Genomic DNA, 17,703 nt, shown 5'->3' with positions numbered 1-17,703 from the left:
TAAAAATGCAACATATAGAAAAAAGCATTAAATTAGTTTATTATATAACTAAACATCAATAATTTAACATAAATTACACTTCAATCAGTTATTAAACAGGTATATTAACAATCTGATAATAAATAAATGCAAAATCAAATTTATTATAAATTTAACGTGATAAGTGAATAAAAAATATTGACGTTTTAAAAAATTTTCACTTAATTTACACCCACATTAATAAAAATCATAATATTTAAAAGAATTAGTAAATGGAAAAGAATGTATCAGTACCAGCTAAAGGTAAAAAAGGAGGTATAAATCCTGTGATTACTATGATCGTATTAATTTTAGCAGCTATGGCTATTTTCTACGGTATTTTTGGAGCTGAAGGAAACTTCGAAGGTGGAGACACTGCTAAAGGTCACCCATTAAACATGTTAGGGATTATTTATAAAGGAGGGGTAATTATCCCATTCTTAATGTCTTTCTTCTTTATGGTAATTGTTTTCTCAATTGACCGTGCAATTGCTTTAGGAAAAGCTAAAGGAACAGGAAGTGCAGACAAATTTGTTAACGACATTCGTGCTTTATTAAACAAAAATGAATTAAATAAAGCTATTGAATTATGTGACAAACAAAAAGGTTCTATCGGTAACGTAGTAAAAGAAGGTTTAACAACTTACAAAGCTTTAGAAAACGATACAACTTTAAACAAAGAGCAAAAATTAGCGCAATTATCTAAAACTTTAGAAGAGGCTACAACTTTAGAAATGCCAACTTTAGAGAAAAATATGACAATTATTTCTACTATTGCTTCTGTAGGTACATTAATTGCCTTAATGGGAACAGTATTAGGTATGATTAAATCTTTCTTCGCATTAGGAGAAGGTGGAGGATCTGTTGATTCAGCTACATTATCTGTAGGTATCGCGGAAGCCTTAATTAATACAGGTATGGGTATTGGTGCATCTGCATTTGCGATCATCGCTTACGCTTACTTTACTTCTAAAATTGACGAATTAACATTCAAAATTGACGAAGTTGGAATGAGTATTCAACAATCTTTCTCTGCTCACAATTAATATTCAACAAATCGAAACAAAGTTTACACTTTGAGATTTAGTTAAATTAAACAAGAATATTAATAAATAAAACAGAGGAAAATGGCAAGAGTAAAACCGAAAAGAAGAGGTCCGGATATGGACTTAACAGCTATGTCTGACATGGCTTGGCTTTTGTTATCTTTCTTTATCTTAACATCTAACTTCCGTGATCCAGAAACTGTAGCAGTTGTTACTCCTACTTCTGTATCTAACGAGAAAATGGCGGAAGAAAACATGATGATCGCTAAAATTGATGGAAAAGGAAATTTCATGATGTCTTTTGAGGAAGACGATAGAATTCCTGCTCTTGAAAGAATGGGTGATAAATACGGTGTTAAGTTCACAGACGCTGAAAAGAAAGCTTTCAAAAGTTTACCAGAATTTGGAGTTCCAATGGCAGAGATGAGACAATTCTTAAATCTTCCAGCGGACAAACAAGCAACATATAACCCAGGTATTCCATTAGATACAATCGGTGGAGCAAAAATCGAGGTTGTTGATTGGATTTTTGAAGCGCAAGAAACTAATCCTGATTTATTCTTAGCAATTAAAGGAGATGAAACATCTGAATACAAACAATTCAAGACGTTAATCAAACAATTGCAATTAAAAAACATGAATAAGTTTCAGTTAATCACATCGCAAGAATAATTATAAAGAAATTAAAGAATGTCACAAATAGATACATCAGCCGATAGTGGCGACGGAAAAAAAGTCCGTTCCAAAAAGCAGTCAACGAAAGTTGATATGGCTCCTTTGGTAGATTTAGGTTTCTTATTAATTACTTTCTTCATGTTTGCTGCTACGCAAATTAAACCGAATGTGATGAACTTAAATATGCCTCCAATAATTGATAAGCCGAAACCAAATGAGATTCCTGAAATTGACTTAAGAAATTCATTATCTATTGTATTAAATGATGAAAATAAGTTATTTTGGCATCAATCTGACCAAAAAAGTTTATCAACAACAACTTTAAATGAAACAGACTATTCTGCTGAAGGTGTTCGTAAAGTAATTACTGATGCGTATGCGAGAGCACCTAAAAAAGACATGTTTACTGTTATCATTAAACCAACGGACGGAGCAAGTTATAAAAACTTAGTTGACGTTTTAGATGAAATGGAAATTACGAAATCTACTAAATACGGAATCGTTGAGGTAGCTCCTTGGGAACAAGTAATACTTGATGAGAAAGTAGGTAAATAACGTAGATTGATTAATCAAAAATAAATTTTAAAATGTCAGATAACAATAAGAATATAAAATCTTTAGACGAGATCGTATTCGAGAACAGAAATAAAGCTTACGGTGCGTACGATTTACGTATGTCTGAGAAGAATACTTTATTACGTGCTCTTTTACGTGGTGGTCTTATCGTTTTATTGATGGTTGGTGGAATTCTATTCTCTGTTTCTGATTTAGGAGGTGGTAAAAATAATGAAGATATTTCTGTTGAAGTAGATTTATCTCAAATTGATATCCCAGAAGTTGAAGAACCAGAAGAAGTAGAACCGGAACCAGAACCAGAGCCGGAACCAGAACAAAGATACCAAGAAGAAACAGCACAGGTAAAAGTTATTATGCCGGAACCTAAGGCTGAACCTAAAAGGGAAGAAACTGTTCCAGAGGTTAAAGCAATGGAAGATAAAGATTTAGGTTTAGTAGACCGAGAAGGTCCTAAATCTACAACTCAAACTGGAGGTGCTAACGAAGTTAATACTAACAAGGAAGCTCCTAAAGAAACTCCTAGAACTGAAAATCCTAGTACTGGTACAAAACCAGCTGCTCCAGCTACAGTAACTGCTCGTTCAGCAACTGTAATGGCAGTTTACCCAGGATGTGAAAAGGATGCTGCTAAAGGTAAACAACAAGCAATTGATTGTATGTCTAAGCGTTTAAATGCTGATATTGGAGATGAGTTAGCAGATTTCGCTGAAATTGCAGAACGTGATGGTATCACTAGTGCAGTTGCTAAATTAAACTTCCAAATTAACACTCAAGGACACATTGTAAAAATCTCTCCTCAAGGAGATGCGAAATTAGGTCCTGAAGCAAAAAAAGCTTTAGAGCGTATTACAGCAAAACAACAAAGAAGAGGTAAAACAATTAAACCTGCAGAATCAGATGATGGTAGACCAGCGATCTTAAACTTTAATATCCCTGTTCGTTTCCAACAGATGTAATCATATAAAAAATGGATATCATTACGATATCCATTTTTTGTTTATAATAAAAGGCGAATCATACGATTCGCCTTTTTTAAATATATGATTTAGAAATTAAAATCTTTCAACAACTTAATGTATCGATCAATTCCATGTTCTATTTCCGAAATTAAAATGTATTCATCTGGTGTATGAGAACGAGCAGAATCTCCAGGACCAATTTTAATTGTATCAAAAGCCATCATTGTTTGATCAGACATTGTTGGAGATCCATAAGTTGTACAACCTAAAGAAATACCTTTTTGTACAATTGGATGATTAATTGAAATTCGAGATGAATTTAATCGCAATGATCTCGGTTTTACTTCAGCGTTTGGTAAAGCAGCTTTAATTATATCTGCAACTTCTTCATTCGTGTACATTTCGTTCACACGACAATCAACAACCATTGTACATTCATCTGGAACTACATTATGTTGTTTTCCTGCGTTAATTTGTGTTACAGTTGTTTTCACTGGACCTAACATATCTGAAACTTTCTCGAATTGATAAGTTTTAAACCAATTAATAACATCTAAAGCTTCATAAATTGCATTTACACCTTCTTCCCTAGCCGCATGACCAGTTTTACCCTTTGCAATAACATCAAAAACAATTAAACCACGTTCTGCTATAGCCATATCCATTTTTGTAGGTTCGCCCACAATTCCTAAATCAATTTTAGGTAAATTCGGTAATAAGCTTCCAACATTTAATTTCCCTGAACTTTCCTCTTCAGCTGTAATTGCTACAATTAAATTGAAAGGTAAATCTTCATTTAAATAATTAATAAAAGTCGCTAATAAACTAACTGCAGATGCGCCAGCATCATTACTTCCTAAACCTGTTAAACGATCGCCTTCGATTGTTGCTTTTAAAGGATTATAAGTCCATGAAGAACCAAACTTTACTGTATCGTGATGCGAGTTTAATAAAATAGTTTTCTTAGAATCATCAAATCCTGGATGAATAGCATATACATTATTATCTTGACGCTGTGGTTCAGCTCCATTTTCTTTTAAGAAATTGAAAATGATTTCAGCGGTTTCATGTTCTTCACTTGAGAAAGATTGTGTTTCAATTAACTTGCACAATAAATCAACAGCTTTTTGTTTTAAAACACTTAATTCTAACATAAAATAGTTTTTATTTCTCCATTAATATTATTTGCATGAACAAGTGTTACCTCTTTCACTCCATTTTCAATAACACGGAAAGCATTATCCAATTTAGGAATCATTCCCTCAAAAATTACTCCCTCTGATTTCAACTCTTGGTATAATTCTTTGTTGATAACTGGAATTAATGTTGAATCATCATTAACATCACGCAAAACGCCAATTTTATCAAAACAAAAATTTAATTGAACTTCATTTTTGACTGCTAAAGCTTCTGCAACTGTAGAAGCAATTGTATCTGCATTGGTATTTAATAATTGAGAATTTCCATCGTGAGTAATTGCACATAAAACAGGTGTAAAACCATTATCAATTAACAGCTGCAAAAAATCTACATTAATACCATCTAAACTGATATCACCCACAAATCCATAATCAATTGTTTTGACAGGACGCTTACTTCCTTTAATTACATTTCCATCAGCACCAGATAAACCCACTGCATTAGTTCCAAATTCTTGTAAATTGGCAACAATAGATTTATTCAGATTCCCCGCATATAATCCAGTCACAACATCTAACGTTGGTTGATCGGTAATACGACGTCCGTCAACCATTTTTGGCTCAATTCCTAACTGTTGTAACATTTTAGATGCTCCTTTTCCACCTCCATGTACTAATACTTTAGGACCTTCAATCTCTGAAAACGCCTTTAAAAACTGCGTTAATTCATTTGGATTATCAATAATCCCACCTCCTATCTTAATTATTTTAAGCATGTTAATAATTCTGTAAAATTTATTGTGTTTTTTTGGTGTTACAAAAATAAAGTATTTAACTTTGCACTTCAGTATAATAACTGAATATCTTGTTGATTAATGGAAGAAATTTCTAAGAACATTCTTCTCTTCTCTGAGAAAAAATCTTTTAAAATAAAAGTTTCTAACACTTTTGGAGACTTTAATGGTAATGATGGCTATTGGTCATCCTTTTTTTTAACCTCTATTTTCTTAATCAACTCTCCTAAATTATGTATGTAAGAATAGCAAATGCAGACGATGCCAAGTATTCAGAGCTTTTATGCGAATGGTACGAAGAGTCCGCTCGTATGAGAAAGACTGGTATCGCGAAAAGAAATCCGGTTTACCTGGAACGCAAAATGCGAAACGGGAATGCGGTGATTGCTTTTGATGACGATGATCAAGTAGCAGGATTTAGTTACATCGAAACCTACGAAGAAGAAAAATTCGTAGTAAACTCGGGTTTAATTGTACGTACGGATTTAAGGAGTTCGGGAATTGGTAAAGAAATTAAACAAGCCGTGTTTAAATTATCTAGAACCAAATTTCCTAATTCTAAAGTTTTTAGTATTACAACATCACTTGCAGTGATGAGAATGAACACCAAACTGGGTTACAAACCAGTAACTTTTTCAGAATTGACTCAGTCAGATGAGTTTTGGAATGGTTGTAAAAGTTGTAAAAATTACCACATCTTAATGGACAATGACCGTGAAAGATGTATTTGTACAGGATTAGTGTATGACAATTTAGATGATGATTATGCAAAAGAAGCTAGAAAACAAAAAAATGATAACAGCGATAATGAATAAATATTCGTTATAAGGTTTTTTTTTGCCTAAAATGAGTATATTTGCACAAATATTCGAATAAATATTCAAAATGAGCAATAAAAAATACAGATTTCAAGTCATTAAGGATTTAATCGTAGCAGAAGAAATTAGTAGCCAAGACGAGTTATTGAAAAAACTTATGGACTTAGAAATTGTAGTGACTCAAGCAACTTTATCGAGGGATTTACGCGAATTAAAAGTTTCTAAATTTCCTAATCATAACGGAAATTATATTTATAGATTAACTGAAGCAGAGCCTACTCATCAAACTATTACGCATAGTAATCATATTACACTTACATTTTCACAAAATTTAGCTGTGATTAAAACTAAACCAGGTTATGCAACAAGTTTAGCATTCGAAATTGATAATGCTTCTTTTAAAAGTATAATCGGAACAATTGCTGGTGATGATACGTTACTTATCATCATGAAAGAAACAAGCACAAGAGAAGAAGTAACTAATGAATTAAGAACAATAGTTCCCAATATAAACAAATAACAAACAAAATGAGCAACAAAGCAGTTTTAGCTTACAGTGGTGGTTTAGATACATCTTACTGTTTAGTTAACTTAACAAAAGACCAAGGTATGGAAGTACACACAGTAATTGTAAATACTGGTGGATTTTCTGATGAAGAGTTAAAAGAAATTGAAGCTCGTGCATACGAGTTAGGTTCTTCTAAACACGTAACAATCAATATTACAGACAAATACTACAATGACTGTGTTCGTTATTTAATCTACGGAAACATCTTAAAAAATAACACTTACCCATTATCTGTAAGTGCTGAACGTATGTTCCAATCAATTGCTATTGCTCAGTATGCAAAAGATGTAGATGCAGAATACATTGTACACGGATCTACTGGTGCAGGAAACGATCAAATCCGTTTTGACGTTGCTTTCGCAGTAATCTCTCCAAACTCAAAAATTATCACTCCTATTCGTGACGAAAAATTATCTCGTCAACAAGAAGTAGATTACTTAATCTCTAAAGGAGTAAACTATAGTTGGGAAAAAGCAAAATACTCTGTAAATGTAGGTATTTGGGGAACTTCAGTTGGAGGTGTTGAAACATTAACTTCTAACGAAGCTTTACCAGAAGAAGCTTATCCAACACAATTATCAAGAACAGAACCATCTGTTATCGAAGTGGAATTCGAGAAAGGTATTCCAGTTGCTTTAGATGGTGAAAAAATGTCTCCAGTTGCTTTAATTCAAAAATTAAACGTAATCGGAGGTGAATATGCAATCGGTCGTGACATCCACGTAGGCGATACAATTTTAGGTATCAAAGGACGTGTTGGTTTCGAAGCGCCTGCAGCTTACATCTTAATTAAAGCACACCACTTGTTAGAGAAACACACGTTAACAAGATGGCAATTATTACACAAAGATTCGTTATCTAACTGGTACGGAACTTTATTACACGAAGCACAGTACTTAGATCCTGTGATGCGTGACATTGAAGCTTTCTTAGAATCTTCACAAGAAAGAGTAACGGGTAAAGTTAAATTACAATTAAACCCTTACCACTTCTCAATGATCGGTATCGAGTCTCCTTACGATATGATGCAGTCTAAAGTTGCTGTATATGGTGAAGAGAATGACGCTTGGGATTCGAGAGATGCAAGAGGATTTATCAAAATATTTGGTAATCAATTAAAGATTGTTCATAGTTTCGATTAATTGATTCGTTAAAGTGGGTTCATTGACTTGGATCCACTTTATTTCAATATAGATTACAATAAACACGCGCAACAAAATACAAAATGACACACAAAATTAACGTTAGCATTGTAGGTGGAGCTGGTTACACAGCAGGAGAACTACTTCGCATTCTGATTCATCATCCGAATGTAAATATCTCTTCTGTTTACAGTACTTCAAATGCAGGAAATTCTGTTTCTCAAGTTCATGACGATTTATACGGTGAAACCGATATCGTATTTTCAGATCAAATCGACGAAAATGCTGATGTCGTTTTTTTATGTCTTGGTCACGGTAAATCAGCAGAATTTTTAGCAAATAATAAATATGCAGAACATACTGTTGTTATCGACTTAAGCAATGATTTCCGTTTAGATGCTGATAAAAAATTTGAAGAAAGAGAGTTTGTTTACGGATTACCAGAATTTAATCGTGCTGCAATCTTAGAAGCAAAAAATATTGCAAATCCTGGTTGTTTTGCAACAGCAATACAATTAGCAGTATTACCTCTAGCAGCAAGTAAAGCAATTCATTCTGATATCCACATCAATGCCGTAACAGGTTCTACTGGTGCAGGACAATCATTATCTCCTTCTACTCATTTCAGCTGGAGAAACAACAATGTGTCTTTCTACAAAGAATTTACGCATCAACACGAAGGTGAAATTTACCAAACGTTAAAATTATTAGAACCTAGTTTTGATAATAAAGTTTATTTCTTACCAATGCGAGGTGATTTTGCTCGTGGAATTTTAGCCGGTGTTTATTTAAAATCTGATTTATCAGAGGAAGAGGCAATTCAATTGTATAAAGAATATTACAAAGACGAGCCATACACATTTGTTTCAGATGCGCCTATCGCATTAAAACAAGTGGTAAATACAAACAAGTGTTTATTACACATCCAAAAACAAGACGACGTTTTATTAATCACTTCGATCATCGATAACTTAACAAAAGGTGCTTCTGGTCAAGCGGTTCAAAATATGAACATCATCTTCGGATGGGAAGAGAATCTTGGATTGAATTTAAAGACTGTTGCTTTTTAAGCACATAAAACAAAAACAAAAATGAAATTATTCGACGTATATCCATTAATGAACGTAACTCCGGTTAAAGCTAAAGATTGTATTCTTTGGGACGAAAACGGTAAAGAATATTTAGACTTATACGGTGGTCACGCTGTGATCTCTATCGGGCATGCACACCCACACTATGTGCAAAAAATTACAGAACAAATCAATAATATCGGATTTTACTCTAACTCTGTTCAAATTCCAATTCAAACAGAATTAGCAGAGAAATTAGGGAAATTATCAGGATATGATGACTATACATTATTCTTATGTAACTCTGGTGCTGAAGCTAACGAGAATGCAGCGAAATTAGCATCTTTCCACACAGGAAAAGATCGTATCATTGCTTTCAACGGAGCTTTCCACGGACGTACATCAGGAACAGTTGCTTTAACGGATAACCCAAAAATTGTTGCACCTTTCAACGCTCACCATAAAGTTTCTTTTGTTGATTACAACATCGATGCAATTAAAGAAATCATCGCTGGTGGAGATGTAGCTGCAGTAATTTACGAACCAATTCAAGGAGTTGGAGGAATAATTTTACCTTCAGACGAATTTGTTCAAGAATTAAGAACTGTTTGTACAGAAAACGGAGTGATTTTAATCGCAGACGAAGTACAATCAGGATACGGACGTTCAGGGAAATTCTTTGCACACCAACATTCAAACATCAAAGCAGATTTAATCACAATGGCTAAAGGTATGGGGAACGGATTCCCTATCGGTGGTGTATTAATCTCTCCAGAATTTAAAGCGTCTTACGGTTTATTAGGAACTACTTTCGGAGGAAACCACTTAGCTTGTGCTGCTGCAGTTGCTGTTTTAGATGTAATCGAGCAAGAAAACTTAGTAGAAAACGCAAAAGAAATCGGTGAATACATCGGTATCCAATTAAATAAATTCCCAAAAATTCAAGAAGTTCGTGGTCGTGGATCAATGATCGGAATCGAGTTTGATTTCCCTATCAACGAACTAAAAAATAACTTGTTAACTAAACATAATATTTTTGTTGGTTACGCAGGTACAAACGTAATCAGATTACTACCACCACTTACTATTACAAAACAATACGTAGATAAATTCATATCAGCATTAGAAACTGAAATTAACATTATCATCAATGGATAAGACAGTAAAATTAGTATTCCAAGACGGATTAGAGATCGAAGGTAAATCTTTCGGTGCTTACACTTCTGCCGCAGGAGAAGTAGTATTCAACACAGCATTAGTTGGATACAATGAAAGTTTGACTGACCCTTCTTACAAAGGTCAGATTATGGTAATGACAGCTCCAATGATCGGAAACTATGGTGTTCCAGATGATAAAGCAATGATAGAATCAATTGAAACTTGGATGGAATCAAATAAAATTCAAGTAACTGGATTAGTTGTTTCTTATTATGCTGATGATTACTCACACTGGAATGCAATTCAAAAATTAGGTGCTTGGTTAGAAAGCCAAAATATCCCAGGAATTTACGGTGTAGATACGCGTATGATCACGAAGAAATTACGTGAGCAAGGTTCTACTTTAGGTAAAATCGTTGCAGATACAGATGTAGAATTTTACAATCCAGATTTAGATAATTTAGTGGATCAAGTTTCTTGTAAAGAAGTGATTCGTTACAACGAAGGTGCTGATGTAAAAATTGTTTTAATCGACTGTGGAGTGAAGAATAACATCATCCGTTGTTTCACAACTCGCGGAGTTGAAGTAATTCGTGTGCCTTGGGATTACGATTACTCAACGTTAGAGTACGATGGATTATTCATTTCGAATGGACCTGGAGATCCTGCTTTATGTGTTCCTACAATTAACAACATCAAAGAATCTTTAAAAGGTGATAAACCTATCTTTGGGATTTGTTTAGGTAACCAATTAGTAAGTTTAGCAGCTGGTGCATCTACATTTAAATTAAAATATGGACACCGTTCTCACAACCAACCTGTACAATTAGTTGGTACAAAAAGATGTTTCATCACTTCTCAAAACCACGGTTTCGCAGTTGATGATTCTAAATTACCAGAAGGATTCAAAACATTCTTTACGAACTTAAATGATGGAACTTGTGAGGGAATTCGTCACGAGTCTAAACCAATTTTCACAGTTCAATTCCACCCAGAAGCAATGGGAGGTCCAGTGGATACAGAGTATTTATTTGATGAATTCATCGAAGAAGTAAAAAAATATAAAAGCGCTAACGCATAATCAGAATCACGATGTTAAAAAAAGATATTAAAAAAGTATTAGTATTAGGATCAGGAGCATTAAAAATTGGTCAAGCTGGTGAGTTTGATTACTCTGGTTCTCAAGCGTTAAAAGCCTTAAAAGAAGAAGGAATTAAAACAGTTTTAATCAATCCAAATATTGCAACTGTTCAAACTTCTGAAGGTATTGCAGACGAAGTTTACTTCTTACCTGTAACACCTTACTTTGTAGAAGAAGTAATTAAAAAAGAAAAACCAGACGGAGTTTTAGTTGCCTTTGGAGGACAAACAGCTTTAAACTGTGCGGTTGAATTAAATAAAGATAACATCTTTGAAAAATACGGTGTTGAAGTTTTAGGAACACAAATTCCCGTAATTGAAGCAACAGAAGACCGTGATATTTTCATTGAAAAATTAGACCAAATTGGTGTTTTAACAGCTCGTTCAGAAGCTGTAGAAACTGTAGAAGATGCAATGGCAGCTGGTAAACGTATCGGTTTCCCATTAATTATCCGTGCAGCTTACGCTTTAGGAGGTTTAGGTTCAGGTTTCGCTAACAACGAAGAGGAATTATTAGAATTAGTTGAAAAAGCATTCAACTACTCTACTCAAGTTTTAGTGGAAGAATCTTTAAAAGGATGGAAAGAAATTGAGTACGAAGTGGTACGTGATGCATACGATAACTGTATTACAGTTTGTAATATGGAAAACTTCGATCCAATCGGTGTTCACACTGGTGAATCTATCGTAATCGCTCCATCTCAAACATTAACAAACTCAGAATACCACAAATTACGTGAAGTTGCTATTCGTACAATTCGCCACCTTGGTGTAGTTGGAGAGTGTAACATTCAATACGCATTTGATACAGTTTCTGAAGAATACCGTGTAATTGAAGTAAACGCTCGTTTATCTCGTTCTTCTGCCTTAGCGTCTAAAGCTACGGGTTACCCATTAGCTTTCGTAGCAGCTAAATTAGCATTAGGATATTCTTTATACGAATTAAAAAACAGCGTGACGCAAACAACATCTGCGATGTTCGAGCCAGCGTTAGATTACTGTGTAGTTAAATTACCTCGTTGGGACTTAAACAAATTCTACGGCGTTCGTCGTAACATTGGTTCTGCGATGAAATCTGTTGGTGAGGTTATGGCAATCGGACGTTCTTTCGAAGAAGCAATTCAGAAAGGGGTTCGTATGTTAGACATCGGACACAGAGGATTCGTAGCAAATTCATTTGTTATCCCAGAAGGAGAATCGTTAGATACTTGGTTAGCTGAACCAAATGATGAGCGTTTATACGCGATCACAGAAGCTTTCAAAGCGGGATATTCTATCGAGAAAATTCACGATTTAACGAAAATCGACTTATGGTTCTTACAACGTTTAGAAAGAATTTACAACATTTCTAAAGAATTCGAAGCTTTAGAAAGATTTGAACAAGTGGACGCTGAATTAGTAAAAACAGCAAAATTAGCAGGTTTCTCTGATCAACAAATCGCAGTTTTAGTAAAAGGAAATACAAACGTTCACCGTAACGAATTAACGGTTCGTGAATTACGTAAGAACTTTGGAATTAAACCTGTTGTAAAACAAATTGATACGTTAGCCGCTGAATTCCCAGCACAAACAAATTATTTATACGTTACATACCACGGAACTGAAAATGATATTACTCCAGAAACTGAAAAATCAGTTTGTATCTTAGGTTCTGGTGTATACCGTATCGGTTCGTCAGTTGAATTCGACTGGTGTTGTGTTAATGCAGCGCAAACAGCGTCTAAAAACGGATATAAAACAATTATCATCAATTATAATCCAGAAACTGTTTCTACTGATTATGATGAGTCAGATCGTTTATACTTCGAAGAATTATCTTTCGAACGTGTAATGGATATCTTAGAATACGAAAACCCTGACGGTACAATTATTTCTACTGGAGGTCAAATTCCGAACAATTTAGCAATGAAATTGTACGATGAAAAAATCAATATTTTAGGAACTTCTCCTTTACGTATTGATGATGCTGAAAATCGTCACAAATTCTCTGAAATTTTAGATGAATTAGGAATTGACCAACCACGTTGGAAAGAGTTATCTTCTTTAGAAGCGATTCACAAATTCGTAGAAGAAGTAAACTTCCCAGTTTTAATTCGTCCTTCTTACGTGTTATCTGGAGCTGCAATGAACGTAGTTTCGAACAAAGAAGAATTAGATGCCTTCTTAAAATTAGCGAAAGAAGTTTCTCCAGACTATCCAGTTGTAGTTTCTGAATTCGTACAAGGAGCAAAAGAAATCGAATTAGATGCAGTTTGTCAAAACGGAGAAATTGTAGATTACGCCGTATCTGAGCACGTGGAGTTTGCTGGAGTTCACTCTGGTGATGCGACAATGTACTATCCACCTCAAAAAGTGTATATCGAAACAATTCGCCAAATGCGTAAGGTTGCAGCTAAAATTGCAAAACGTTTCGAAATCTCTGGACCAATGAACATTCAGTTCTTATCGAAAAACAATACAGTTCGTGTAATCGAAACAAATATTCGTGCATCTCGTTCGTTCCCATTCGTATCGAAAGTGGCTGGAAACAATATGATCGAAAAAGCGACTAAAGTTTTATTAGGTTTAGAAGTTGAAAAAGGACATTCAGAAATCGTTTACGATTTAGATTACGTTGGTGTAAAAGCCTCTCAGTTCTCATTTACACGTTTAGCTGGCGCTGACCCAGTTTTATCAGTTGATATGTCATCTACAGGTGAAGTTGGATGTATTGGAGATACAGCGGAAGAAGCTTTATTAAAATCAATGTTATCAGTTGGATATGAAATTCCTGAGAAAACGGTTTTAATCTCTGGTGGACCAATCGAGTCGAAAGTGGCTTTATTAACTCCAGCGAAACAATTAATTGAGAAAGGATACAAAATTTACGCGACTGAAGGAACTCACAAATTCTTTACTGAAAATGGAGTTTATTCAACATTAGTGTACTGGCCATCGGATAAGAAAGAACCAAATGTAATGTCTTACTTACACGATAAGAAAATTGATATGGTAATTAACATTCCTAAAAACTTAACAAAAGTTGAGTTAGATAATGATTATCAAATCCGTCGTACAGCAGTAGATTTCAATATTCCATTAGTAACTAATGCACGTTTAGCAGCTGCTTACATCAATGCATTTACAACGTTAACAATGGATGATTTAAAAATCAAAACTTGGAATGAATACCGTAATAAGTAAAACGTTTTAAGTCGTAAGTTATAAATTAAAAGCCTCGCAATTGCGAGGCTTTTTTATTTAATTTTCTCGTCATGTTGAACTTGTTTCAACATCACATAAAGAGCTAAATAGTAAGATTAGAAGCTAAACTGAATTCAGCTTAACAATCTCCGTCAATTCGAGTGATTTTCGTTGCTATAGCAAAAGAAAATTGTATCGAGAAGTTAGACGGAATATATTTTCTAGTATTATATTAAAATGACATCTAAATCTATGATGTTAAGAAAAAAAATTGATTGAAGGATTAAAATGAATTAGTGAGCGAATGCGAATCATTTAATTCATTTCCGTAATGAAATTTATTTTTAGTCAAATAGATTTAAAGTCTTGATTTTTTTGGTTCGTTTTTTTATCAAGAAAAAAATGAACATATTATTTACTTCTAAAATGAAATAATAAACTTATCATCAATAGAATTCCTAAAACACCTAAACCAATCCAATAAAACTTCTCTTTTCTTTCTGCTGTTAATTGATACAAATCAAACTTTTTCGATAAAACTTCTAAATCATCATTTACATAAGGAGGCAATATAATCTCATTAGATGCTAAAAATTCTTTTTTCAATTTTTCCAATTGATTAAGTTCATTTTCAGATACATTATTTAAAACATCGGTTCTTGTACAAATACCAGTATCCACACCTAATGAAGTTCGGTATCCATAGACTAAATAACTTTCATTCAAATTGAATGACATTCCACATCCACCAAAGAAACTTCCTAATGGAGTGTAAATTGTGGTATAATATTTCTTTGAATTTTGTTTAGGCAATTCACGCTTAAAATCCTTTTCAATTTCAAAAGTATAGGCGAAAACTTTATTGGACGAAAAATCATATTTGGTAGAATCAACCGCTATTACTTTTCCAATAAAAATCGCATCAGAAGTTTTAAAACTATCTTCTATCGTAGATCCTGAACAACTACATCCAAAAGCAGAACTAGAAAATATGAATAGTAAAAAAAATATGTATTTCATAAATGTGTAATTATCAATGAAGATAGATTAAAAAATTCACAATATTTCATTAAAAAAAATATATAAGGATTATTAAAAACATCTAATTAACTGTATATTAGTGATATAAATAACTTATATGAAACACCATCTATTTTTTTTACTAGTAGGAACCTTACTTTATGGGCAAAATTATCAACCATTAGTGAATTCCAATCACGTATGGAAATTTGCTTTGCATTCAAGTCCATATTGTTTGCCAAATGAAACGATTCAACCTGTTAACTACGAATTAAAATTTGGAGACGAAGTAGTCATTAATCAAAAAACATATAGAGAAGTATACAAGCAGTTTCAATTTACAGATGCGCAAACATTCCAACGAATCAAGAATTGTGACCAAACGCAAGAAAACGATGGTTATTTATCATTTCTAAACGAATCGAACTACAACCATGAAGTTTTAGCTGGATATATACGTGAAGATATTTCCAATCAAAAAGTCTATGTTTTACCACTCAATCAAAATGAAAAAATACTATATAATTTTGAACATGATTTTACTGTAAACACAAGTGCATTAACACTGTTAGAAACAAATACTTTAACAGCATATAATACTAATACAATAGAATATAAATTCGGATTACCGTATGGGGCAGGATATTATTATATATTAGAACAAATCGGTGATCAAAGCGATTTGATCCATTCTACAAAAAATAATATCGATGGAACGATGATCAATTTGATCGCGTTTTCTACAGATAATGGAACTACATTCTACCAACGTAGCAATGAAGTTTTAAAAGTAAACGATCTAACAACTGAAACAACTTTTAAAATCGTTCAAAATCCTGTTGGAAACACTTTACTATTATCGAATGATAACAACATTGATCAACTACAAATTGTAGATGCATCAGGAAAAGTGATCTTAACGAGAAAAAACAAGTTCAACACGATTTCAACACAACATTTAAATAAAGGAACATACTATTTAATTATTCATTCAAAGCATAATACTACAAAGATACCTTTCATTAAAAAATAAAAAAAGCCACTCCTAGGAGTGGCTTTTCTATTAAATATGTAAATAGGAATAAAGTATGATTATAAATATAATTGTGAAAAATAAAAATGAATTAATTCCAAGGATTATAAAACCTTTTATAAGCGTTTTTAACCAACTTTCTTGATATCGTCTGCGAAGTGCTAATAAAAAATTAATAACGGTATACAATCCTATTAAAACGGCTAAAAATCTTAATATTGAACTAATGAAACTATTCTCGATATAAGGCGAAAGAGCATTAATAAGGTAAATTGATAAAACAGATAATAAAACAATAGAGAAATAATGTAAAGCTTAACAGGATTAACAGAACTATTTCGTTTTCCACTTAAATACTCTTTAGTCACCATACCTGGTTTAAAAAACAAACGACGAATGGTAGACCAAAAACTTCCATCATAGTGCACAAAATCTTCGATAAAATGGGTAAATAAATAATGAAAAGGCTGACGGGTTTCTGTATTCTCTTGTCCACAATAGGAACAATAACGATGTTCTACGTGATTTCCGCAGTTTTGACAAGAAGAATCTTCTCGTAATTTTCCGTGACTCATGAATAAAAAAAAGTCTTTAGAAACTAATCTAAAGACTTTTGACAAAGACTGGCGACTACCTACTCTCCCGCAATAGCAGTACCATCGGCGCTGAAAGGCTTAACTTCTCTGTTCGGAATGGGAAGAGGTGAGCCCTTTCGCTATAATCACCCTAATATTTTATATGTAATTTTTAATCAGGTTTACATTCCTGATAATTTTTAAAAAATCCCCAACCAACTAAATGATTGAGGATTCTTTTTAAAAACTGGCGGCGACCTACTCTCCCGCAATAGCAGTACCATCGGCGCTGAAAGGCTTAACTTCTCTGTTCGGAATGGGAAGAGGTGAGCCCTTTCGCTATAACCACCCTAATTTCTTAGATATTTTTAATTAGGTTTAATTCCTAATATATTATCAACATTATTAGATACTTGAATACAAGTTTACTGTTTATACAATCCAGTACACAATTCAAATAAGATTAACTAACCTTCTCTATGACGGTTAAATTAATATTTGAAAAAGTTTATGGGTAATTAGTACTACTCGACTATGACATCACTGCCTTTACATCTATAGCCTATCAACGTGGTAGTCTGCCACGACCCTTTAAAGAAGTCTAATCTTGCGGCGAGTTTCGCACTTATATGCTTTCAGTGCTTATCTCATCCAAACGTAGCTACTCAGCGGTGCACCTGGCGGCACAACTGATACACCAGAGGTTTGTTCAACACGGTCCTCTCGTACTAGAGTCAAGTCCGCTCAAACTTCTAACGATCACAACAGATAGAGACCGAACTGTCTCAC

The 17,703-nt window shown here is 33.5% G+C and carries 16 protein-coding genes and 3 rRNA genes (1 of these 19 only partly in view); 12 read left to right on the top strand and 7 right to left on the bottom strand.

What is annotated here, in order from left to right; translation table 11 throughout:
• Nucleotides 1-251 precede the first annotated feature (251 nt).
• From J9309_RS07640 to J9309_RS07625, 4 genes are all read left to right on the top strand, one after another.
• Nucleotides 252-1,064 carry a MotA/TolQ/ExbB proton channel family protein gene (locus tag J9309_RS07640; RefSeq protein WP_230475306.1) on the top strand — a complete coding sequence of 271 codons (813 nt, stop codon included), beginning with the start codon at nucleotides 252-254 and terminating at the stop codon, nucleotides 1,062-1,064.
• An 81-nt stretch (nucleotides 1,065-1,145) separates the two neighbouring features.
• Complete coding sequence (locus tag J9309_RS07635; RefSeq protein WP_230475304.1) at nucleotides 1,146-1,736, top strand: biopolymer transporter ExbD; 591 nt, start codon at nucleotides 1,146-1,148, stop codon at nucleotides 1,734-1,736.
• A gap of 18 nt (nucleotides 1,737-1,754) precedes the next feature.
• Nucleotides 1,755-2,294, top strand: coding sequence for an ExbD/TolR family protein (locus J9309_RS07630; RefSeq protein WP_230475303.1), 540 nt, complete (start codon nucleotides 1,755-1,757; stop codon nucleotides 2,292-2,294).
• Nucleotides 2,295-2,326: 32 nt separating this feature from the next.
• Nucleotides 2,327-3,271: a hypothetical protein gene (locus J9309_RS07625; protein ID WP_230475302.1), complete on the top strand. Its 945-nt coding sequence runs from the start codon at nucleotides 2,327-2,329 to the stop codon at nucleotides 3,269-3,271.
• 89 nt (nucleotides 3,272-3,360) lie between these two features.
• On the opposite strand, the gene J9309_RS07620 is transcribed toward J9309_RS07625, so the two are convergent.
• Nucleotides 3,361-4,428, bottom strand: coding sequence for a M20 family metallo-hydrolase (locus J9309_RS07620; RefSeq protein ID WP_230475301.1), 1,068 nt, complete (start codon nucleotides 4,426-4,428; stop codon nucleotides 3,361-3,363).
• Nucleotides 4,422-5,189 carry an acetylglutamate kinase gene (gene argB / locus J9309_RS07615; protein WP_230475300.1) on the bottom strand — a complete coding sequence of 256 codons (768 nt, stop codon included), beginning with the start codon at nucleotides 5,187-5,189 and terminating at the stop codon, nucleotides 4,422-4,424. The genes J9309_RS07620 and argB overlap by 7 nt, the downstream gene beginning before the upstream one ends.
• 329 nt (nucleotides 5,190-5,518) lie before the next feature.
• On the opposite strand from argB, the gene J9309_RS07610 reads away from it, so the two are divergent.
• From J9309_RS07610 to carB, 7 genes are all read left to right on the top strand, one after another.
• Nucleotides 5,519-6,022, top strand: coding sequence for a GNAT family N-acetyltransferase (locus tag J9309_RS07610; RefSeq protein WP_230475298.1), 504 nt, complete (start codon nucleotides 5,519-5,521; stop codon nucleotides 6,020-6,022).
• Nucleotides 6,023-6,092: 70 nt separating this feature from the next.
• Entirely contained in the window at nucleotides 6,093-6,545 is a 453-nt protein-coding gene (locus J9309_RS07605; protein ID WP_230475297.1) for an arginine repressor, read from the top strand.
• Between the two features lie 8 nt (nucleotides 6,546-6,553).
• Nucleotides 6,554-7,735, top strand: a complete 1,182-nt coding sequence (argG, locus tag J9309_RS07600) for an argininosuccinate synthase (RefSeq protein ID WP_230475295.1) — start codon at nucleotides 6,554-6,556, stop codon at nucleotides 7,733-7,735.
• 83 nt (nucleotides 7,736-7,818) lie between these two features.
• Nucleotides 7,819-8,805, top strand: coding sequence for an N-acetyl-gamma-glutamyl-phosphate reductase (gene argC / locus J9309_RS07595; RefSeq protein ID WP_230475293.1), 987 nt, complete (start codon nucleotides 7,819-7,821; stop codon nucleotides 8,803-8,805).
• Between the two features lie 21 nt (nucleotides 8,806-8,826).
• Nucleotides 8,827-9,963 carry an aspartate aminotransferase family protein gene (locus J9309_RS07590; RefSeq protein WP_230475292.1) on the top strand — a complete coding sequence of 379 codons (1,137 nt, stop codon included), beginning with the start codon at nucleotides 8,827-8,829 and terminating at the stop codon, nucleotides 9,961-9,963.
• On the top strand, nucleotides 9,956-11,044 hold the full coding sequence (carA, locus tag J9309_RS07585) for a glutamine-hydrolyzing carbamoyl-phosphate synthase small subunit (RefSeq protein ID WP_230475291.1): 1,089 nt from the start codon (nucleotides 9,956-9,958) through the stop codon (nucleotides 11,042-11,044). Before J9309_RS07590 ends, carA begins: the two co-directional genes overlap by 8 nt.
• 11 nt (nucleotides 11,045-11,055) lie before the next feature.
• Entirely contained in the window at nucleotides 11,056-14,286 is a 3,231-nt protein-coding gene (carB, locus tag J9309_RS07580) for a carbamoyl-phosphate synthase (glutamine-hydrolyzing) large subunit (protein WP_230475290.1), read from the top strand.
• 411 nt (nucleotides 14,287-14,697) lie between these two features.
• On the opposite strand, the gene J9309_RS07575 is transcribed toward carB, so the two are convergent.
• The gene (locus tag J9309_RS07575) at nucleotides 14,698-15,306 is read right to left on the bottom strand and encodes a hypothetical protein (RefSeq protein WP_230475289.1); all 609 of its coding nucleotides are present in this window, start codon (nucleotides 15,304-15,306) and stop codon (nucleotides 14,698-14,700) included.
• Between the two features lie 118 nt (nucleotides 15,307-15,424).
• On the opposite strand from J9309_RS07575, the gene J9309_RS07570 reads away from it, so the two are divergent.
• Nucleotides 15,425-16,339, top strand: coding sequence for a T9SS type A sorting domain-containing protein (locus tag J9309_RS07570; protein ID WP_230475287.1), 915 nt, complete (start codon nucleotides 15,425-15,427; stop codon nucleotides 16,337-16,339).
• Between the two features lie 212 nt (nucleotides 16,340-16,551).
• Here the strand turns inward: J9309_RS07570 and J9309_RS13590 are convergent, their stop codons facing one another.
• The 4 genes from J9309_RS13590 to J9309_RS07550 form a co-directional block, all read right to left on the bottom strand.
• Nucleotides 16,552-16,914, bottom strand: coding sequence for a DUF3667 domain-containing protein (locus tag J9309_RS13590; protein ID WP_262897260.1), 363 nt, complete (start codon nucleotides 16,912-16,914; stop codon nucleotides 16,552-16,554).
• 46 nt (nucleotides 16,915-16,960) lie between these two features.
• A 5S ribosomal RNA gene (rrf, locus tag J9309_RS07560) occupies nucleotides 16,961-17,068 on the bottom strand.
• A 91-nt stretch (nucleotides 17,069-17,159) separates the two neighbouring features.
• Nucleotides 17,160-17,267: ribosomal RNA gene (gene rrf / locus J9309_RS07555) — 5S ribosomal RNA — on the bottom strand.
• A gap of 145 nt (nucleotides 17,268-17,412) precedes the next feature.
• A 23S ribosomal RNA gene (locus tag J9309_RS07550) occupies nucleotides 17,413-17,703 on the bottom strand (it continues 2,490 nt past the right edge of the window).

The organism is Faecalibacter bovis, from assembly GCF_017948305.1.
Classification (GTDB): Bacteria; Bacteroidota; Bacteroidia; order Flavobacteriales; family Weeksellaceae; genus Empedobacter; species Empedobacter bovis.
This window is presented reverse-complemented; position numbering and strand designations above follow the sequence as displayed.